We start from the raw sequence: 21006 nt of genomic DNA on the forward strand, positions 1-21006 counted from the left end.
CTCCTAGCCAGCATTTGACTAGGAGTTTATTTGTATAAAAAACAAGAAGCACAAGCGTAGAATACTTAGTGCTGCTTCCTCTCGGATCTGACACGGTTCGTAAACACAACTTTGCTTCAAGGCCTTACGGCAATAATTATATTAACTTATTCAGAATTATTTTTCAAGTTTATTTCTTTTTTTCTTCGCTTCTTTACTTCTTTTGCGTGCTGCTTTGAAAAAAGACTTCATTAAATGTTTGGCATCTTCAGCTAAAATACCACCATAAACGTTTACCTGGTGATTGAGTCTACTATCTTCTAACACATGATATAAACTTTCTGCTGCCCCAGCCTTAACATCGTTGGCACCATAATAAACGTTTTTGATTCTAGAATTAATGATTGCTCCCGCACACATCAAACATGGTTCAATCGTTACATATAAATCACAGTCTTCCAATCGCCAGCTGTGTAAACGACGACAGGCTTCGTCGATTGCGACTACTTCAGCGTGATCTAATGCATTGTTACTTAACTCACGTAGATTATGACCGCGACCAATAATTTCGCCATCCTTCACAACAATTGCTCCGATTGGCACCTCGTTTATCATGTATGCTTTCTTGGCTTCAAATAAAGCCTCTTTCATATAGTACTCGTTTGTCTTATCCATTAAATACACTTTCCAATATATAGTAACCTTTGTTCTTCTTAATGATTTCGCAATTACCAAATAGTGATTGCATTAGCTTCTTAGCAGATGGCGCACCTTGTTTCTTTTGTAATACCACAGTTAGTGTTCCTTTGGGCAACAAATGATCAATTGCGCCTGAAATCATTCCATCAACGATATCCTTTCCTGCTCTTACGGGTGGGTTAGTAATAATCGCCGCAAACTTGTCTGAAACATTTTCATAAACATTTGAATTATGAATTTTAACGTTTGATACATGGTTTTGTTCTGCGTTTTTCACCGCTAATTCTAGTGCTAGGTTATTAACGTCTACCATTTCAAATGTTCTGTTAGGATGATGCTTAGCTAAAGCGATTGCCATTGGTCCATATCCACATCCTAAATCTAAGACATTTCCTTTAGGAATTTTGTCAAAATTAACATTTTCAACTAATGTTTTTGAACCAAAATCAACGGTTTTTTTTGAGAAAACCCCGTTATCAGTGGTGAAGGTTAATGTGTTGTTTAATAAATCAAAATTCCATGTATGAAGTTCGTGTACAACGTGTGGATTAGGTGTATAATAAAATTCGTTCATTTCAAATCAGATCCTCGTAAAAAATTTTTAAAATTCGCTAAGACACTGTATCTAGTAGATTAGGAACATTTCGACCACTAAATATGGTGTTTTTTATTTGATTTTTTTCTGTTCTGGTGTAAACTTTTATATATAAATTAAACGGAAATATCTTACATATTTCGATTGAAATGTAATACATATTTCGTCAAAAGAAAGGGAGCAATACCATGGCAAAAGTAACTGTATACTCAAAGAACAATTGCATGCAATGCAAGATGACAAAGCGCTTTTTAAGCGAACACGATATTGATTTTATTGAAAGAAACATTAATGAAGAACCTGAATATGTTTCATACCTAAAATCAAAGGGATTCATGTCACTACCAGTTGTAGAAGCAGATGGTATTGACTCAATTTCCGGATTTAGACCAGATCAATTAAGCCAACTAGCTTAATTTCAAATTCGTATTATTCATTATAATATAAAATGTCGTTTTTGGCGAAACCGCTAATGGTCTCGCCATATTTTTTCTCAAGTTTAATTTTACTAATGAAAGAGTGGTTTAAGCATGTCGTTGAAAGATTTGAAGGACGTAACCTATTACGACCTAAATAATGAAATTAACATCCCTAAGGATGATAAGATTCAATTAAATAAGGATAAAGAAGCGCTTGAAGCCTTCATCAAAGAAAACGTTGAACCTAACCTTAAAAAATTTGGTTCCTTAAAAGAAAAATTCGATTTTCTAATCGATAATGATTACCTTGAAGAAGAATTCATTAACAAATATGACTTTTCATTTATTGAAAAAATCTACGACTACTTGGAAAGTCAAAACTTTAAGTTCAAATCTTTTATGGCCGCATACAAATTCTATGCACAATATGCCCTAAAGACTGATGATGGTAACTACTACCTAGAACAATTCATCGATCGTGTTGCTATCAACGCTCTATACTTTGCTGATGGTGACGAAGAACTTGCTATGAACTTAGCTGATGAAATTGTTCACCAAAGATACCAACCAGCCACCCCTTCTTTCCTAAATGCCGGAAGAAAACGTCGCGGTGAATTCGTATCTTGTTTCTTAATTCAACCAACCGACGATATGAACACAATTGGTAGAACTATTAACTCAGCTCTACAACTATCACGTATCGGTGGTGGTGTTGGAATTAACCTTTCTAACCTACGTGCTGCTGGTGATCCAATCAAGCATATTGAAGGTGCTGCTTCTGGTGTTGTTCCTGTTATGAAACTTCTAGAAGACAGTTTTTCATACTCAAACCAACTTGGACAAAGACAAGGTGCTGGTGCCGTTTACCTAAACGTATTCCACCCAGACATCATTTCATTCCTATCAGCTAAGAAAGAAAATGCAGATGAAAAGATTCGTGTTAAGACTCTTTCTCTTGCTGTTACTGTTCCTGACAAGTTCTATGAACTTGCTCAAAACGATGATGAAATGTACCTATTCAGTCCTTACGATGTTGAAAGATTTTACGGCGTTCCATTCTCTTACGTTGATATCACCAAAGAATACGAAAACATGGTCGCAAATGATGAAATCAAGAAGACTAAGATTAACGCTCGTGAACTAGAAACTGAAATTAGTAAACTACAACAGGAATCAGGTTACCCTTACATCATTAACATCGATACTGTTAACAAGGAAAACCCTATTGACGGTAAGATTGTTATGAGTAACCTATGTTCAGAAATCATGCAAGTACAAGAACCTTCTACTGTTGATAATGAACAAAATTACGAAAAACTAGGTACTGATGTATCATGTAACTTAGGTTCAACTAATATCGTTAACTTAATGGCTAGTCCTGACTTTGGTAAGTCTGTTGACGCAATGGTTCGTGCCTTAACTTTTGTTACTGATCATTCAGATATCGACGTTGTTCCTTCAATTCAACGTGGTAACGCCCTATCACACAGTATTGGACTTGGTGGAATGGGTCTTCACAGTTTCTTAGCAAAAAACCAAATTGAATACGGTTCAGACGAAGCAATCGAATTCACTGGTGTTTACTTCATGCTATTAAACTACTGGACTTTAGTTGCATCTAACAAGATTGCTGCTGAAAGACACGAAACTTTCCACAACTTTGATAAGAGTAAGTATGCCGATGGTTCATACTTCGATAGATACACTGCTGAAGACTGGGGGCCAAAATCTGACCGTGTAAAAGAACTATTCGATGGCATTTTCGTTCCAAACCAAAGTGATTGGGAAGAACTAAAGAAAGCTGTTATGAAGGATGGTTTATACCACCAAAACAGAATGGCTGTTGCACCAAATGGTTCAATCTCATACATTAATGATTCAACTGCTAGTTTGCACCCTATCATTAGTCGTATTGAAGAAAGATACGAATCAAAGACTGGTAAAATCTACTACCCAGCTCCATACCTATCAAACGACACTCTTAAGTACTACAAGTCAGCTTATGACATCGACATGAGAAAAGTTATTGATACCTACGCAGCTGCCCAAAAACACGTTGATCAAAGTATGAGTCTTACTCTATTCATGCGTTCAACAATTCCTGAAGGCCTATACGAATGGAAGAACGGTAGAACTGATAAAATGACTACTCGTGATTTAACTATCCTACGTAACTACGCTCACGCTAAAGGCATTAAGTCACTATACTATGTCAGAACATACACTGATGACAACCAAGAAGTCGGTGTTAACGAATGTGAAAGTTGTTCAATCTAATTAGTTAGGAGAATTTATACAATGGATAATTACAAAGCTATCAACTGGAATGCTGTAAGCGACCAAATTGATAAAGCGACATGGGAAAAATTAACCGAACAATTCTGGTTAGATACTAGAATCCCTTTATCTAACGATTTAGCTGATTGGAGAACGTTAGATGACGATCACAAATGGCTAGTTGGTCATGTCTTTGGTGGTCTAACTTTACTTGATACACTACAATCACAAGACGGTATGGCCGCACTTAGAAAAGACGTTGCAACTCAACACGAAACTGCTGTTTTAAACAACATTCAATTTATGGAATCTGTCCATGCTAAGAGTTACTCATCAATCTTTTCTACTTTAAATACGCCTGATGAAATTTCAGAAATTTTTGACTGGAGTGATTCAGAAGAATTTCTTCAAAACAAGGCTAAGAAGATTTATGACCTATACCATGATGATTCAAACCCATTGAAGAAAAAGATTTCAAGTGTGTTCCTAGAAACATTCCTATTCTACTCTGGTTTCTACACCCCACTATGGTACTTAGGACACAACAAGTTACCTAACGTTGCCGAAATCATCAAGTTAATTCTTCGTGATGAGTCTGTCCATGGAACTTACATTGGTTACAAGTTCCAACTTGGCTTTAACCAATTAGGTGGCAATGAACAACAAGATCTAAAGGATTGGATGTACAACTTCTTGTATGACCTATACGAAAACGAAGAAAAGTACACTCACATTCTATACGATCAAGTTGGTTGGACTGACGACGTATTGAAGTTCATCAGATACAATGCCAACAAGGCACTTATGAACTTAGGTCAAGATCCACTATTCCCTGATAACGCTGAAGACGTTGATCCAATTGTTATGAATGGTATCTCAACATCAACAGCTAACCATGACTTCTTCTCACAAGTCGGTAACGGTTACCGTCTAGGTGAAGTTGAAGCTATGAAGGATGACGATTACAAGATTTGGTATCCAAAAGATAACAAATAATCATAAATAAAAGAGGATGAAGTTTGATTGCTTCACCCTTTTTTTATTCCCATATGTGCAAAAAATACCCGATACAGAATTATTAATATCTATATCGGGTATTTTTATTTACTTAATTTAAATCTTCTAAAACGACCTATTTTTTGGATAATTTCTTCCAAATTGATTTCTTTTCACATGGTGTGTCATCAACATGTTCGTTTACCAATGCTAGTAATTGAAGCATGGTGAATACTAGTGAATTACCACGACGGTATGAAATGTACTTAGGTGTCCATTCACTCACGTATTTTTCCTTGTATGATCTTAATCCTTGGAAACTATAGAAAGCAGTTCCATACTTGTAGATTAAGTTAGAAATCTTTTCGTCAATAAAACTATATCTTGATTCACCAACGTTTGATAATGGAGCCATTCCAAGATTGAAGTACTTGTATCCTTCATCCTTTACATAGTTAAACAAGTTAATAAAGATTCCATCCATGATTCCTGATGGTGCATCTTCGCTTGATCTCATCAAATCGATTGATGTCATTTCATGATCTCCAGTTGGCATGATGTTTGCAAAGGCAACAACCTTGTTATCCTTATCCTTCATCACAGCGATTGGTGCTTGGTTCAAGTAGTAACTGTCAAAGTATCCTAACGAGAATCCCTTTTCAGGTTTACCCTTCAACCAGTTATCAGACACCTCTCTTAGTTCATCAATAAATGATGTTGAGAATGGTGGTTGAATGATTTCGAATTTGTATTCATCACGGTCGAATTTGTTCATCAAGGCTCTTTCGCCACGATGTTTCTTTCCGGCAATTGAGAAAGTATCTAATGCCACATGACCTTCTTCCCCAGCTTTAGTAAAGCTAAATCCTTTTTCGTGAAGCAACATGGTTAATTCTTCACCAATTTCATAGAAAACAAGTGAGTAACCAATGTTGTCACTATCTTCAATAAACTTATCGATTGCGTCTTCAAGTTTATCCATGTTACCGATTGGTTCACCCATGATCATAATCTTATTTGCACGACATTTGTACATGAAGAATAGTTGGTCTTTACCATCTTCTTGGTAGAAGTAAATGCTCTTATCACGAACATAAGCTAAATGACTTACTTCATTTCCACCAAATTCATTAATAACGTTAGATACTCTATCACCGTCAAATGGTTGGTTTAACCATTCAACCTTTGAGTATGATAGGAAACGGAAAGTTAGAACTAAGATTAGGAATGCTAAAATTAATCCCAAAAGTCCGGCGAACCATACTTGTGGTGATGGTAATAGGTATGAGTTAGTCCAATGGAATACCGCAAACTTAAAGTTTGTTAGTAGTCCGATGATTAAATATACAACAAACGCACTAATGAAGATTAGTAAATCAATTAACGCATGTCCCCATGAGTATGTGAACTTTTGTCTGTATAATACCTTGTAACTTAACCATAGGCAGGCAAGAATAATCACGGACATAACTACCATGTTAGTTGGAAAGTCTTCTTTCCAAAGAGTGTTCCATAAAGCAATCACCAAAATTAATGCTGTTGGCCAGAAAGCCTTCTTCACCTTTGAACCGAATCCACGTGCAAAACCAATTAATAAGAATGCAACGATAACAGTACTTAATTGGTCTAAAAAGTAGAATGAATAAGGCTCCAATGAAATATAGAATCTGTTTACCAATACTAAGTTAGGAATAACTGCTAGTAAAAGCATCATAATTCCTGAGAAGTACATAAAAATGGTAATAAACATGTGAGCTAATCTTTGTAAAATTAGCTTTGGAATGTCATCTAAGAAATTGTTAAAACGTTGGAATACGTCTACTACTAAGAAAATGATTCCTAGTAATACTGGAAAAATGTAGTAGAAAGCACGGTATAGAATTAACCAAACCGCTGCATCACTTGGTTTTACACCAATAAACATTAATCCAACTAACATTGTTCCTTCAAAACTTCCAAGTCCCCCGGGAACCAATGAAGCAACCCCTACTACGTTTGCAACAACGAACACTGGAAATACAGCTAATAAATTAATTGGTTGATGCATGAAGGCACCAATTGCCATAAATAATCCAGCACAACCTAACCATTCTAGACATGATCCAACAATCAATTGGATTTCAAGCTTAACGGTCAAGTCTTTGAAATAATCAGAATCATTTAATCTAGTGATGATAAACAAAATTGGGAAGTATAGTCCACCTAGAACTAATACAATCCACCACCACCAGTCATGACTGTTAGTTCCAAAACCAAAACTAAACATCATGATAATTGCTATCCAACAGTAAGTAGATAAACCGGCTAATAAGAAAATAACAATCTTTGAGATTGCATATAATATTTGTTTTTTAGTGGCGTTTTCGCTGTAAAAACTAGAACGCATACTTGCACCTAACACACCACCAAAACCAGCAATGTTAGTTAGTGTATTTGTAATCCACCCTGTCTTTACAATGTATGATTTTTTAAACTTACCTGGTAGAAAATCAACGATTGTAAAATCATATATTAACATCGGTGAAACTGCGATAAATCCCAAAATTATCATGATTACAATCGACGTAGGTGATAATCTTGAAAAACTTTCAGCCATTTGTCTTCCACTAATTTCCTTTGAAATAGAAAAAATAACGTGAACAACAACAGCTAAAACGAATACCACGAATAGGACTTTTACTAAAGTCATATGTCGATTGATCCAATCTCCACATTTCTTAAATAAAGCTTTCAATTATGTTTCCTCCATAACTCTTAATATTTCTATTATCTCAATTAATAATTGTCGGCACAAGGTTTTATATGAAAATATGTATAAAAAAAGAACGTGTGATAAAATCACACGTTCTTTTAAAGGGAAATTACTTAAGAGTAACTTCTGCACCAACTTCTTCAAGTTTTTCCTTGATGTCGTTAGCTTCGTCTTCTTTAGCGTCTTCTTTAATTACTGAAGGAGCACCATCAACTAAGTCCTTTGAGTCCTTTAGACCTAGACCAGTGATTTCACGTACAACCTTGATTGCTTTAACCTTTTGGCTACCAGCAGAAGTTAGTTCTACAGTGAATGAGTCCTTAGCAGCACCATCAGCGCCACCAGCAGCAGGAGCAACAGCAGCTGCTGCAGTTACGTCGAATTCTTCTTCAATTGCCTTAACTAAGTCGTTTAGGTCAGTGATTGAAGCTTCTTTAATTTGTTCAATAATGTTATCTTTATCAAAAGCCATTTTAATTTCCTCCAATTTGGATAGTTATAATTTTATATTATGAGCTTAGGCTGCGTCGCCATCGCCCTTTTCTGCAACTGCTTTAACAGCAATAGCAAACTTGCGAACAGGTGATTGTAACATGCTTGCAAGGATTGAGATTGATTCTTCGCGACTTGGTAATGAAGCGAATTCGTCAATTTCTTGTAGAGTAGCGATCTTGTTTTCAAGAATACCACCCTTGATTTCAACAGCTTCAGTGTTATCAGCAAAATGCTTTAATACCTTAGCTGGAGCAATAGGATCTTCATCAGAGAATGCTACGGCAGTAGGACCCTTGAATAAGTCACCTAATTCTTCGTAACCTGCTTCCTTAGATGCACGTACAGCAATGTTATTCTTGATAACACTGAATGAAACACCTGCATCACGTAATTGCTTACGTAGGTCAGTTACTTCAGCAACGTTTAAACCACGGTAGTTAACAACAATAGCAGTAGTTGAATTGTTGAATTGTTCTGTAACAGCTTCTACACGTTTAGCTTTAGCGTCGATTACTTCTTTCTTTGGCATTGTTTCACCTCCCAATATTTTTTGGGATTTAATAAAAAATCCCTATGCCACCTAGACATAGAGAAACCATTTTAAGTGTCCTCGTTGGGATATTAAGGTACAAGTACCACCCAAGTCTTAGGTAGATATCAATTTTATAACAAATAGAATTTTACTATATATATAAACTTTGGTCAATAGGGATTTTTAAATTCCAAATTAATTACTTAACTTTAGAATGATTCTAGATCAACCTTCACACCAGGTCCAAAGGTTGTTGAAACTGATAGGTTACTGATGTAAGTACCACGAACTGAAGCTGGACGGTTCTTAACAATCAAGTCTTCAATAGCCTTGAAGTTACCAACTAGCTTGTCAGCGTCGAATGATGACTTACCGATGATAACAGCAACGTTTCCGTCACGGTCAGTACGGTAAGTAACCTTACCTGATTTAGAATCAGATACGGCCTTCTTAACATCCATAGTAACTGTACCAGTCTTAGGGTTTGGCATTAAGTTCTTTGGTCCAAGAACACGACCTAGACGACCAACTTGAGCCATCATATCTGGTGTTGCGATAGCAACATCAAAGTCTAACCAACCATTTTGGATTTTTTCAGCTAGGTCTGCTTCACCAACAAAGTCAGCGCCGGCTTCTTCAGCTTCCTTAGCCTTGTCACCCTTAGCAAATACAACAACTTTTTGGTCTTTACCTGTACCGTTTGGTAAGACAACAGCACCACGTAATTGTTGATCAGCTTGTTTAGTGTCAACATTTAAGTTAAATACAACTTCAACAGTTGAATCGAACTTAGCAAAATCAATTTTCTTTACAAGATCAACAGCTTCTTCAACAGAGTAAGCCTTGTTACGGTCTACTTGTTTTAAAGCATCTTGATACTTTTTACCTCTTTTTTGAGCCATCTGTGTTTTCCTCCTTGCAATTGTGGTTGTAACGGATAAACCTCCCACATAACACCTAAATATTAGGTGTTATGGTACTACAGTATAGAAACAATTGTTGAATTAACCTTCAACAGTGAATCCCATACTACGTGCAGTACCTTCGATCATACGCATTGCGGCTTCAACATCAGCTGCGTTTAGATCTTTCATCTTAGTTTCGGCGATTTCCTTAACTTGGTCCTTAGTTACACTAGCAACCTTGTTAGTGTTTGGTTCACCGGAACCATGTTCAACACCAGCAGCCTTCTTCAATAGAATTGAAGCAGGTGGTGTCTTAGTAATGAAATCGAATGAACGATCTTCATATACAGAAATCACAACTGGAATCAAGTATCCTGCTTGATCAGCAGTACGAGCGTTGAATTCCTTAGTGAATCCCATAATGTTAATACCAGCTTGACCCAATGCAGGTCCAACTGGAGGAGCAGGTGTTGCTTTACCCGCAGGAATTTGCAATTTAACTACGTTAGCTACTTTTTTAGCCACGAGACATACCTCCTTAAGTCCGTGTGTGGTAAAAATTGGAGATGAGATTTCTCCTCCCACTTAAGTATGCGTAAACATACAACCAATAATATATCACGTTTAAATATTTTTAACAACCCAAATTTTTATCTAATTGGTTGTACTTGGTTAAAGTTAAGTTCAGCAGTAGTTGCACGACCGAACATATCAATATTAACCTTTAACTTACCTTTTTCGTCATCTTTTTCGATAACCTTACCTGAAAGATCAGCAAAGGCACCGTCAATAATAGTAATTGTGTCTCCCACTTCAGCATCCAATTCTTGCTTTTCTTGAGAAACGCCAAGACGACTTAGAACTAGTTCTACTTCATCTGGTAGCAATGGAGTTGGCTTACTTCCTTGACCATGTGATCCGATAAATCCAGTAACACCTGGAGTATTTCTAACGATGTACCATGCTTCGTCAGTCATAACCATTTCTACTAGAACATAACCAGGGAAAGTCTTTTCCATCTTAGCCTTGTCTACACCATCTTTAACTTCGTGTTCTTCTGTTTCTGGAACAACTACTCTAAAGATAAAGTTTGACATACCCATTGATTCTTTACGTGAATCAAGGTTAGCCTTAACTTTGTTTTCGTATCCTGAATAAGTATGAATAACATACCATTGCTTTTCTGCTGATTCCATTAAAATTAGCTCCCTTTATGATTTTTTGCAAAATAAAAAAAACTCCGCACTCACGAAGTTTCAAACTACCTATTATAATATCACTATTTACTATAATTTAAAACAGTAAATTATAGGTATAGTAATCCTGATTGAATTGCCCAGTCGACAATTGCAAAGAAGATTGCAAAGATAATTGACATTGATACTACGATGGTAGTGTCAATTCTAGTTTGGTGCCCATTAGGCCATACAACTAGTTTCATTTCTGTACCAACACTTTTAAAGAACTTAAATAACTTCATATTTTTCCTCCACTAACGTGTTTCTTTATGCATCGTAGACTTGCCACAATGTTTACAGTATTTTTTTACTTCTAATCGATCTTCATGGTTATTACCAACCGAGGTTGTGTAATTACGGGATCCACAGATTTCACATTGTAAAGCGACTTTATTTTGTGACATCGTTATATCCCCCTTTTGAATAAATTCATAATAGCATTTATATTTTTGATAGTCAATTTATGCTAACAACTAGTCATAGACCTTTTTAACAATCTTCTTTAACTTGTTTTTGACTCTTGCAATACAATTATCAACTATATTAGTAGCGTTTTCTGGATGTCTTGCTAACGCCACCTTCAATCTATCAATGGAAAAATTATTTTCATTAATTAAATCTTCTAAATAGCAAAACGCAATTTCAGATTCCAAAGGTGATAGTCTAGCAATCAACTCTTCATAACAAATTTTGATATTCATTGACTGAGCTGGCGTCAAAAAGATTCTATCCTTCAAACTATTTTGAAAGTATAACTCGTTAGCATTATATGAAACCATTTTATCAACAGGCATTCTCTTCTTGGCTTTTCTTTTCCTAAGAATGTCATACAAATGATTCTTTAAGCTAATCTGATATAACGTTCCAAATGTCGCTTTATGATTTGGATCATAATTACGGATGTTTTTTATCATCACAAGCATTGATTCTTGATACCAGTCGTCTATGTCCATGTCGTGCAAGTAATAATTGCGCCACACTTTGTTGACCAATGGTTTGTACTTATCAAACAGTTTTTGCAGTGACTCTTCACTGCCATTTTCTTTAAAATCAAGAATTAATTTTATATCAATATTATTTTGGTCAAAGCTCATTATCTATTCACCTCTGATTATAATTACATAAAATAATTTATATAGTTACATAATCATAAACAAGCGAATATCCGTTCGTTTATATTTGAACGAATCGGTATAAATATATATAGCTTTTAATCGTTTGTTAAATTATCTCTTAGCTTTTCCAATCTCAACAATTGGTCATTAGACCAAGGCGTTCTGCGCCCAGTTAATTGATTGGTATAACTACGAACTTGGGTCTTAATTTCTCGTTTTGAACGTTCAACATCACGAAGCAATTCACGTGCTGATATTCTCAAAGCCCCCGCTGAAAAGACAGTCCATTGTTCAGCCTGATCAGAAGTGACCACAACCACCTGAACAAATCTGGATTGCTTTTGTCTGGCATACGCTTCGATATAACTATCAGCAGTTTCATCTTTATTAGTCCAAACAATGTCTAAGTTATGCTTCTTATCTTTCTTTGATAATCCCGGCACATACATCGCATCAAAGATAATCATCATATCTAAGTCACGATACTTTTTATACTCCGAAATGATATTAATTAATTCATCCCTGGCGTCTGCCAAACGATTATCCAGCTTTAACTTATTCAACTCAGGCCAATTTCCGATGACGTTATATCCATCGATTAATAATAGTTGTTTTTTCATTGGCTTAATCCTTCTTATAGTGGATTTCTTGAATTATAAGCTTGATACATTAATAAACTAGCAGCAACACTGGCGTTTAAACTTTGTAGTTGACCAACCATTGGAATGGTTAGCATTTCATCAACGTTCTTCTTTAGTAATGGTGAAATTCCCTTACCTTCATTTCCGATGATAACAGCAACAGGTCCTTTGGCATCCCAACGACGGTAATCTGCACCTTTAACGTCTGTTCCGAATACCCAAACTCCTTGTTGTTTTAAGTCATTAACAGTGTTAACTAAGTTAGTCACTCTAGCAACCGGAATTCTTTCAATTGCCCCAGCAGATGTCTTAGCAACTGTTGATGTTAAACCAACAGCACGGTGTTTTGGAATGATTACACCGGTAACACCGGCAGCATCAGCTGTTCTGATAATTGAACCCAAGTTGTGAGGATCTTCAATGTTATCAAGAATTAAAAAGAATGGTGGTACATCTTGTTTTGCAGAGTTTTCAAATAATTCATCAATGGTTGCATACTTGTATGGTGAGATTGATAAAACCACCCCTTGATGATTTTGATTATCTGAAAGCAAGTCTAACTTTTGCTTTGGCACAGTTGAGATTACTAAGTGCTTTTGCTTAGCTAGTTTGATGATTTCTTCAACACTTTTTTCGTCTTTCTTGATTCCGTTTTGTAGGAAAACCTTGTTAATTTCTTGTTTTCCTCTTAATGCGGAAACTACCGGATGGCGTCCGATAATAAATTCGCTTTGGTCATTAGTCTTCATATTTTGGCCTCCCAGCATCGACTTGTTCAATACACCAGTTAGATAATTCTTCTAAACGGTCATCTTGTTTACTTAATGAAAGATATCCCATCATAGCTTCAAAACCAGTTGAATAGCGGTAAGTCAAAACGCTAGTGTTTTTAGCATGGGTATAACTCTTAGCGTTACGACCTCTTTTAAACACAGCATCTTCTTCATCTGTTAGGATGCCATCTTCAATCATTAAATCGATTAATGCTGCTTGAGCCTTAGCTGAAACATACTTTCTAGCTGTCTTTTGAAGACGATTTGGCTTTGTAATGCCTAGGTTTAAAAGGTGCTTTCTAACGAACACTTCGTAAACTGAATCGCCAAGATATGCTAATGCTATTCCGTTTAACTGTTTGTAATCCACATTCTGGTTTTCCATCATTTATTCCCTTCTGAAACGAGTACCTTGGGCAGTATCTTCTAGGATGATTCCTTGGTCTCGTAGTTGATCTCTAATTTCATCACTTCTTGCGAAGTCCTTGTTTTTTCTTGCTTCGTTACGTTCATCAATCAATGATTGAACTGAATCGTCATCTAGTGTTTCTTCCTTAAAGACAACACCAAAAATAGAAGCCATCTTTTCTAGCTTATTGATAATTAGGTTAACAGTATCCTTACCTACTTCAGGTCTTTGAGCATACATATTACCAAGCTTAGCCAGTTCATATACACAATCAATTCCGTTTTGTGCATTAAAATCATCATCCATTGCATCTTGGAAGTCAGCTTGAATTTGTCTGATTTCTTGTTCTAGCTTCATATCAATGATATCGGTGGCATCGCTTAAACGGTACTTCAAGTTATTGTAGGCATTTCTTAACTTGTTTAAGTTGTTTTCAGCAGCCTTCAAATTAGTTTCGTTATATTGGATTGGACGACGGTATTGAGTAGTAGACATCAAGAATCTAACTACTTGAGGATCAACTCGTTTAACAATATCGTGAACTGTTACGAAGTTACCTAGTGACTTACTCATTTTTTCGTTTTCATCACCGACGGTAACAAATCCATTGTGCATCCAGTAGTTAACAAACTTTGCACCGGTCTTAGCTTCACTTTGCGCACGTTCGTTTTCATGGTGAGGGAACTTCAAATCTTCCCCACCACCGTGGATATCAATTGTGTTACCTAAGTACTTGGTAGACATTACTGAACATTCAATGTGCCAGCCCGGACGACCTTTCCCCCATGGTGAATCCCATGAAATTTCGCCTGGCTTAGCAGCTTTCCATAAAACAAAATCGATTGGATCTTCCTTTTTGGAAAGTTCTTCTTCAGATACGTGTTGGCTAGCTCCTGATTCCAAATCATCAACACTTTGATGTGATAAATGACCATAATCATTGAACTTTCTTGCACGATAGTACACATCGCCGTCAACAGCATATGCGTAGCCATCTTCAACCAATTCTTTTACGAATTGAATAATTCCATCAATGTTATCAGTAGCTCTTGGATTAACAGTCGCTGGCTCAACATTCAATGCAGCCACGTCTTCTTTGTAAGCTTCAATGTACTTATTAGCAATATCCATTACTGTACTGTTTTCTTCTTTAGCTTCATTAATTAATTTATCATCAACATCCGTAAAATTAGAAATGTAATTCACCTGGTAACCACAATATTCAAAGTAACGACGAATAGTATCGAAAGCAACAATACTACGCGCATTTCCAATATGAATATAGTTATATACTGTTGGACCACAGACGTACATACCAACTGTTCTTGACTTAATTGGCTTAAAAACGTCTTTTTCTTGAGTTAATGTATTATGGATCCTTAGCATTAATGGCACCCCTATTCCTATTTTTTATACTTACTTCATTCTATCATAATAATAGCTACTATATTAGGATAAATTCAAATAAAAAAAGCCCGCCAAAGCATGCTTTAGCGAGCCTTATTTATTATTGATTGATTTGCTTTAAAGTTTCATCAATGTGTTTTAGAGCCTTTTCTCTACCAATCAATTCGATTGATTCAGGTAGTTCAGGACCGTGACTTTCGTGAGTTACGGCAATTCTGATTGGCATCCATAGTTGACGTCCCTTTATCTTAGTTTCCTTTTGAATTTCCTTAATTGTCTTTAGGATTTCAATCTTGTCGAAAACTGGAACATCCTTAATCTTTTCAGCAAAGGCTTTTAGAACAACTGGTGCAGTTTCATTTTGAATTTCTTCAAGAGCTTCACCAGAAACCTTAGCTGGTTCGTTAAAGAATACGTCAGCCATTGAGTTGATTTGAGCCATGTAGCTCATTTGTTGCTTGTAAGTGTTGATTAACTTACGAGCCCATTCGATAGTTAATGCATCTGGATTTTCAGGAATGTTACCCTTAGCAATTAATTGACGTAATGCTAAGTCCATAACAACATCTTCATCCGCTGCCTTAACGTATTGGTTGTTAATCCATTCAAGTTTCTTGTTATCGAAGTTAGCTGGTGACTTGCTTAGACGGTGTTCGTCGTACATCTTGATGAAATCACGTTGTGAGAAGATTTCATCTTCACCCTTTGGAGACCAACCTAATAGAGTAATGAAGTTAAACATTGCTTCTGGTAGATAACCTAGATCTCTGTATTGTTCGATAAATTGAATGATTGATTCATCACGTTTACTTAGTTTCTTACCAGTGTCGGCACTAGTAATTAAACTCATGTGCCCGAATACTGGAGCTTCCCAACCAAATGCTTCGTACATCATTAATTGTTTTGGTGTATTAGCAACGTGGTCGTCACCTCTAAATACATGTGAAATTTGCATTTCATGGTCATCAATAATAACCGCGAAGTTGTAAGTAGGCATTCCGTCACGTTTTACGATAACGAAGTCTCCACCAATAGTGTCAGAGCTAAATTCAACATGGCCCTTAACAACATCGTCCCATGCGTAGGTCTTGTTCTTTGGTACTCTGAAACGAATAACTGGTTTCAAACCTTTAGCTTCTGATTCAGCCATTGATTTTTGAATTTCTTCTTCTGACATACCAGCGTATTCGTATTCATAATGAGGCATAATGCCCTTTGCACGTTGTTCTTCACGATCAGCTTCTAGTTCTTCTTCAGTTCTGTATGAGTAGTAAGCCTTGTCTTCATCCAATAGTTTTTGAATCAATGGATCGTAAATTGAACGTCTTTCTGATTGTCTGTATGGTCCAAACTTACCAGGTTTGTCTGGACCTTCATCCCAATCTAAGCCAAGCCATTTTAAGTTGTCTAACTGACTTTTCTCACCATCAGCTACGTTTCGCTTAGTATCAGTATCTTCGATACGGATAATAAACTTACCTTTATTATGTCTAGCAAATAGATAATTAAAAATTGCTGTTCTAGCATTACCAATGTGTAAATGTCCGGTTGGACTTGGTGCATATCTAACACGAATTTTCTTATTAGCCAATGATATTTTCTCCTCTTTTTTATAAATTCTTAGAATAACATTCTAATTTTACAATTATTAGCGATAAAAATAAAGTGCTCAGTAAAAATCTAAAGGCTTCTATAACCTTTTATTTATCATCAATTCTTGCAAAAATCATTTTACCCGCGTCTGTTTGAATTGAACTGGTTACCTCAACGGATAGTCGTTCGTTTAAATGATTCTTTCCATCTTCTACGACAACCATGGTTCCGTCATCCAAGAATGCTACCCCTTGGCTTCTTTCAGTTCCCTTTTTCAAAATCATAACTTCAAGATGTTCACCAGGCACAAATCTTGGCTTTAGTGAGTTAGCCAATTCGTTAATGTTTAATACGTTAACCTTTTGGAATTGGATAACCTTATTCAGGTTGTAATCGTTAGTAATGATTGAACCGTTGAAATCCTTAGCTAATTTGATTAGCTTAGTATCGACTTCTTTGATGTTGTCGTAATCTTGATCTGTGATTTCAATTGGCATAATCTTTTCTGTTTGAAGTTTATTTAAAATATCCAAGCCACGACGACCACGAATTCTTTTTTGACTGTCTGCTGAATCTGCAATGTATTGCAATTCATACAACACAAATTTAGGAACAAGTAATGTTCCTTCGATAAAACCAGTCTTTGCAACCTCATAGATACGGCCATCAATTAAGATGTTTGTATCCAATATTTTAATTGATTTATTACGACTGGAAGAATTAGTTAAGGCACTACCGCCCTTTCTCAAGCTAACTCTAAAAATATTACGCCAATCATTTAGTTTAGTGGTTCCTAATAGAAAACCTAGGTATCCAAAAGTAATCATCAATAGAGCTGGCAAAATCAAATTAGTGATTAAATAAGGTGTTCTAAATAGCACAATTGAAATTAATATAGCTAAGATTAATCCAATAATCATCCCCAAAGTTCCCATTAAAATATAGAATGGGTTCTTTTGTGATAATTGTTTTTCAACGACACTCATTGCATTCATGATTCGTTTAACAACAAACAATGAAAGAATATAAAAAACGATTGCTCCAATCACTGAATCAACTAGTGCATTATTTAATAAAATTGAAGGGTTTTCCCACAAAGCATGCCAAATAACAGGTAAATAAATTACCCCTAAGGTAGCTCCTAAAATGACAAATATAAATTGGATAACCGTAAATCGATCAATTTTTTTCATAATTATCTTCCTCAGTATGTGTTAGTTAAGTGCGATTTTAATCGCTTGAGCCAGTGTGGATACCCCGACAACTTCAATTCCGTCTGGAGCCATCCAGCCCGACATATTATGTTTTGGTATTAATACGCGCTTAAAGCCAAGCTTTTGTGCTTCTAAAACACGTTGTTCAATGCGGTTAACTCGTCTAATTTCACCAGTCAAACCAATTTCACCGATATAACACTCGCTAGGATCGGTTCCCTTGTTCTTATAGCTGGAAGCCACACTAATGGCGACAGCCAAGTCGATTGCTGGTTCGTTTAGTTTAACCCCACCAGCAGCCTTCAAGAAGGCATCTTGGTTTTGCAGCATTAGTCCTGCACGCTTTTCTAGCACGGCCATTAAAACGGCAACGCGATTGCGATCAATTCCTGTAGCAGTTCTTTGGGCATTACCAAATACTGACGGTGTTACCAATGCCTGAATTTCAACTAGGATTGGTCTAGTTCCTTCAATTGAAACAACAATTGCGGAACCATTAGCGTCCTTCAATCTCTCTTCTAGAAAGACTTCCGATGGGTTAGCAACTTCTCTTAATCCAGATTCTTGCATGTCAAAAATGCCCAGTTCATCAGTTGAACCGAAACGGTTTTTAACAGCTCTTAAAATACGGTAGGAATGATGCATATCTCCTTCGAAGTATAGAACGGTATCAACCATATGTTCTAGTGTCTTTGGTCCGGCGATTGAGCCACCCTTGGTAACGTGGCCCACCACAAAGATGGTAATTCCATTGGTCTTAGCAATAGACATTAAATCAGCGGTAATTGCTCTTACCTGTGATACGGAACCAATTGCGGAATCAACTTCTGGTTCAGAAATGGTTTGAACAGAGTCAATCACGACTGCGTCTGGTTTGATTTCATCAATAGCGGACTTAATAGCCCCCATATCAGTTTCTGGGTATAGGTACATGTTTGAACCATTAACTGATAATCTTTCTGCTCTTAGTTTAATTTGGCTGGCACTTTCTTCCCCAGATACATATAAAACGCGTTGGTCCTTGGCACCCAGTTGGCCAGAAATTTGAAGTAATAGTGTGGATTTCCCGATACCAGGATCCCCACCAATTAAAATTAATGAGCCTGGCACAATTCCGCCACCTAATACACGGTTAAATTCTTGTGATTCGGTTTCAAAACGCGATTCTTTTTCAAACTTAACATCTTTGATTAGTTGTGGTTTGGTTTGTTGACCATTGAAATCCATTCGGTGAGTCGATTTCAAACTCGATGTTTCTTTTTGAACGGTTTGTTCTTCAAATGTGTTCCATTTTCCACAATTGGGACAGTGTCCCAAATACTTGGGTGAAATGTACCCACATTCTTCGCAAACAAATTGGGTCTTTACTTTAGCCACATTAATTTCCTTTCTTTAATTCGTTATTATTTACCAGATGAACCGAAACCACCAATTCGTTTAGTTCCCTTGTTTGAGTCGTCATCAGTTGTTAAGAATGGTACGAAAATACCTTGAGCAATTCTCTCACCCTTCTTAATTTTACGATCTAGTAATCCGAAGTTAGTCATTTGGACGAATAATTCTCCTTCGTTACTTTCATTGCCATAGTAATCAGCATCAACGATACCAATTCCGTTTGGTAAAACCATGCCTCTCTTTAACGGTCCACTTGAACGGTTAGCAATTAAAAGCATTTCATCAGGTTGCATGTATGCTTTAATTCCGGTTGGCACTAATAATGGACGTAAAATATCCTTTGCACGTTGCATTTCATCTTCAGATACGTCTTTTTCGTGCTTAATTGCCCATAGTACTTTTAAAAATCCTAATTTCCAAATTGAAGGCAATACAAAATCGACACCCGCTTCAATATCGTAACCTGCTGCTTGTTTAGTAGAACGATAAGGTAGGTTGATGCCTTTATCCTTGTACTTTGTAACTACTTCAAATCCTCTTTTCATATCTACACATCCTGTTAATTTATTAGTATTATTATACTACGTATTTTATATGAAATCTGTTAACAATTAAATACAAATATTTTATTTGACAAACACACGATAAGCATAGAAAATTAATATAGTATTAATGAGGTATGCTCAATACCTTTGTTCGAAACCTTTCGTCTGAATGTTTATGCATTCAAAGTCGATTTAACGTCGTTTTACCGAATATTTTAGAGGGGAAAAGGATTATGGATAAAGAATTAATGAAAAAAGTTGCCGGCCAAGAAGCTGTCAAATATATCAAAGATGGTATGACCGTCGGCCTTGGTACAGGTTCAACTGTAAAGTACTTGTTGGATGCATTGGGAGAACGAGTAGCCAAAGAAGGATTACGTATTATTGGTGTTCCAACTTCCAACCGCTCAGCAAAACGTGCTCGTGACCTGGGAATTGATGTTAAAAGTATCGATGACGTTGACCATATTGACTTAACAATTGACGGTGCTGACCAAATCGATGAGAATTTCCAAGGTATCAAAGGTGGCGGTGTTGCTCACCTTCGTGAAAAAATTGTCGCAATCAACTCAGATCGAAACATTTGGATTGTCGACGCTACTAAGATGGCTAAAAACCTTGGCTCTTTTCCCCTTCCATTGGAAGTTACTCCATACGGAAGTACTCACCTATTTAAACGTTTAGACGATATGGGTTACCATCCTACATTTAGAACCAACGCTAAGGGTGGCCACGTGTTAACTCACGCTGATAACTACATTATCGATTTAAACTTAGGTTACATCGAACATCCCCATGAACTTGAAACCATCCTAAATAACATGACTGGAATCGTCGAACACGGCCTTTTCCTAGATGTTGTCGATATGGTAATTGTTGGATATGAAGATCATTCAGAAACATTCGATGCTAAAAGAAAATAATTAATCTAAACCGTGATGATAAGGTAATCCTATTATCGCGGTTTTTTAGTTTTCAAAGTCATTTGACCTGAGTGATATAATATTATAAAAGTAAGGAGGAATCA

General features: G+C 36.3%; 23 protein-coding genes, 1 other RNA gene and 1 other annotated feature. Of the genes, 4 read left to right on the forward strand and 20 right to left on the reverse strand.

What is annotated here, in order from left to right; all coding sequences use genetic code 11:
• Positions 1-32 precede the first annotated feature (32 nt).
• From ffs to K5Q07_RS06345, 3 genes are all read right to left on the reverse strand, one after another.
• Positions 33-129, reverse strand: an RNA gene (gene ffs / locus K5Q07_RS06335) — signal recognition particle sRNA small type.
• 27 nt (positions 130-156) lie between these two features.
• On the reverse strand, positions 157-654 hold the full coding sequence (tadA, locus tag K5Q07_RS06340; RefSeq protein WP_220730191.1) for a tRNA adenosine(34) deaminase TadA: 498 nt from the start codon (positions 652-654) through the stop codon (positions 157-159).
• On the reverse strand, positions 647-1252 hold the full coding sequence (locus tag K5Q07_RS06345; RefSeq protein ID WP_220730192.1) for a class I SAM-dependent methyltransferase: 606 nt from the start codon (positions 1250-1252) through the stop codon (positions 647-649). Before K5Q07_RS06345 ends, tadA begins: the two co-directional genes overlap by 8 nt.
• 209 nt (positions 1253-1461) lie before the next feature.
• Here K5Q07_RS06345 and K5Q07_RS06350 point away from each other — a divergent pair, with 209 nt between their 5' ends.
• The 3 genes from K5Q07_RS06350 (at position 1462) to nrdF (ending at position 4965) form a co-directional block, all read left to right on the forward strand.
• A complete protein-coding gene (locus tag K5Q07_RS06350) occupies positions 1462-1689 on the forward strand; it encodes a redoxin NrdH (RefSeq protein WP_220730193.1) in 228 nt (75 codons plus the stop codon).
• Between the two features lie 114 nt (positions 1690-1803).
• A complete protein-coding gene (gene nrdE / locus K5Q07_RS06355) occupies positions 1804-3969 on the forward strand; it encodes a class 1b ribonucleoside-diphosphate reductase subunit alpha (RefSeq protein ID WP_220730194.1) in 2166 nt (721 codons plus the stop codon).
• A gap of 21 nt (positions 3970-3990) precedes the next feature.
• The gene (gene nrdF, locus K5Q07_RS06360; protein WP_041152513.1) at positions 3991-4965 is read left to right on the forward strand and encodes a class 1b ribonucleoside-diphosphate reductase subunit beta; all 975 of its coding nucleotides are present in this window, start codon (positions 3991-3993) and stop codon (positions 4963-4965) included.
• Between the two features lie 136 nt (positions 4966-5101).
• On the opposite strand, the gene mprF is transcribed toward nrdF, so the two are convergent.
• From mprF to K5Q07_RS06445, 17 genes are all read right to left on the reverse strand, one after another.
• Positions 5102-7699 carry a bifunctional lysylphosphatidylglycerol flippase/synthetase MprF gene (mprF, locus tag K5Q07_RS06365; RefSeq protein ID WP_220730195.1) on the reverse strand — a complete coding sequence of 866 codons (2598 nt, stop codon included), beginning with the start codon at positions 7697-7699 and terminating at the stop codon, positions 5102-5104.
• A gap of 127 nt (positions 7700-7826) precedes the next feature.
• On the reverse strand, positions 7827-8189 hold the full coding sequence (gene rplL / locus K5Q07_RS06370) for a 50S ribosomal protein L7/L12 (RefSeq protein WP_220730196.1): 363 nt from the start codon (positions 8187-8189) through the stop codon (positions 7827-7829).
• 45 nt (positions 8190-8234) lie between these two features.
• Positions 8235-8741, reverse strand: coding sequence for a 50S ribosomal protein L10 (gene rplJ / locus K5Q07_RS06375; protein WP_054606277.1), 507 nt, complete (start codon positions 8739-8741; stop codon positions 8235-8237).
• Positions 8742-8765: 24 nt separating this feature from the next.
• Positions 8766-8881: a sequence feature (ribosomal protein L10 leader region), on the reverse strand.
• Between the two features lie 72 nt (positions 8882-8953).
• On the reverse strand, positions 8954-9646 hold the full coding sequence (gene rplA, locus K5Q07_RS06380; protein ID WP_034531903.1) for a 50S ribosomal protein L1: 693 nt from the start codon (positions 9644-9646) through the stop codon (positions 8954-8956).
• 102 nt (positions 9647-9748) lie between these two features.
• The gene (rplK, locus tag K5Q07_RS06385) at positions 9749-10174 is read right to left on the reverse strand and encodes a 50S ribosomal protein L11 (protein ID WP_034531902.1); all 426 of its coding nucleotides are present in this window, start codon (positions 10172-10174) and stop codon (positions 9749-9751) included.
• A 125-nt stretch (positions 10175-10299) separates the two neighbouring features.
• Positions 10300-10845, reverse strand: a complete 546-nt coding sequence (nusG, locus tag K5Q07_RS06390; protein WP_034531901.1) for a transcription termination/antitermination protein NusG — start codon at positions 10843-10845, stop codon at positions 10300-10302.
• A gap of 110 nt (positions 10846-10955) precedes the next feature.
• Positions 10956-11129, reverse strand: a complete 174-nt coding sequence (gene secE / locus K5Q07_RS06395; RefSeq protein ID WP_034531900.1) for a preprotein translocase subunit SecE — start codon at positions 11127-11129, stop codon at positions 10956-10958.
• A gap of 12 nt (positions 11130-11141) precedes the next feature.
• Positions 11142-11291 (reverse strand): 50S ribosomal protein L33, encoded by a 150-nt coding sequence (gene rpmG / locus K5Q07_RS06400; RefSeq protein ID WP_054606275.1) that lies wholly within the window; start codon positions 11289-11291, stop codon positions 11142-11144.
• 69 nt (positions 11292-11360) lie between these two features.
• Positions 11361-11981, reverse strand: coding sequence for a sigma factor (locus K5Q07_RS06405; protein WP_220730197.1), 621 nt, complete (start codon positions 11979-11981; stop codon positions 11361-11363).
• Between the two features lie 116 nt (positions 11982-12097).
• A complete protein-coding gene (locus K5Q07_RS06410) occupies positions 12098-12622 on the reverse strand; it encodes an NYN domain-containing protein (RefSeq protein WP_220730198.1) in 525 nt (174 codons plus the stop codon).
• 14 nt (positions 12623-12636) lie between these two features.
• The gene (gene rlmB / locus K5Q07_RS06415; RefSeq protein WP_034531897.1) at positions 12637-13392 is read right to left on the reverse strand and encodes a 23S rRNA (guanosine(2251)-2'-O)-methyltransferase RlmB; all 756 of its coding nucleotides are present in this window, start codon (positions 13390-13392) and stop codon (positions 12637-12639) included.
• Positions 13382-13804: a Mini-ribonuclease 3 gene (locus K5Q07_RS06420; RefSeq protein WP_191978746.1), complete on the reverse strand. Its 423-nt coding sequence runs from the start codon at positions 13802-13804 to the stop codon at positions 13382-13384. The genes rlmB and K5Q07_RS06420 overlap by 11 nt, the downstream gene beginning before the upstream one ends.
• A complete protein-coding gene (gene cysS / locus K5Q07_RS06425; RefSeq protein WP_220730199.1) occupies positions 13805-15211 on the reverse strand; it encodes a cysteine--tRNA ligase in 1407 nt (468 codons plus the stop codon). It lies immediately after the preceding gene.
• Between the two features lie 121 nt (positions 15212-15332).
• A complete protein-coding gene (gene gltX, locus K5Q07_RS06430; RefSeq protein ID WP_220730200.1) occupies positions 15333-16823 on the reverse strand; it encodes a glutamate--tRNA ligase in 1491 nt (496 codons plus the stop codon).
• A gap of 109 nt (positions 16824-16932) precedes the next feature.
• Positions 16933-18018, reverse strand: a complete 1086-nt coding sequence (locus tag K5Q07_RS06435; RefSeq protein WP_220730201.1) for a PIN/TRAM domain-containing protein — start codon at positions 18016-18018, stop codon at positions 16933-16935.
• A gap of 21 nt (positions 18019-18039) precedes the next feature.
• Positions 18040-19416 carry a DNA repair protein RadA gene (gene radA, locus K5Q07_RS06440; RefSeq protein WP_220730202.1) on the reverse strand — a complete coding sequence of 459 codons (1377 nt, stop codon included), beginning with the start codon at positions 19414-19416 and terminating at the stop codon, positions 18040-18042.
• A 26-nt stretch (positions 19417-19442) separates the two neighbouring features.
• Positions 19443-19979: a dCTP deaminase/dUTPase family protein gene (locus K5Q07_RS06445; protein WP_220730203.1), complete on the reverse strand. Its 537-nt coding sequence runs from the start codon at positions 19977-19979 to the stop codon at positions 19443-19445.
• A gap of 233 nt (positions 19980-20212) precedes the next feature.
• Between K5Q07_RS06445 and rpiA the strand changes: the two genes are divergently transcribed.
• Positions 20213-20902: a ribose-5-phosphate isomerase RpiA gene (rpiA, locus tag K5Q07_RS06450; protein WP_034531888.1), complete on the forward strand. Its 690-nt coding sequence runs from the start codon at positions 20213-20215 to the stop codon at positions 20900-20902.
• Positions 20903-21006 lie beyond the last annotated feature (104 nt).

The sequence above is a fragment of the Apilactobacillus zhangqiuensis genome (assembly GCF_019656215.1).
Taxonomy (GTDB): domain Bacteria; phylum Bacillota; class Bacilli; order Lactobacillales; family Lactobacillaceae; genus Apilactobacillus; species Apilactobacillus zhangqiuensis.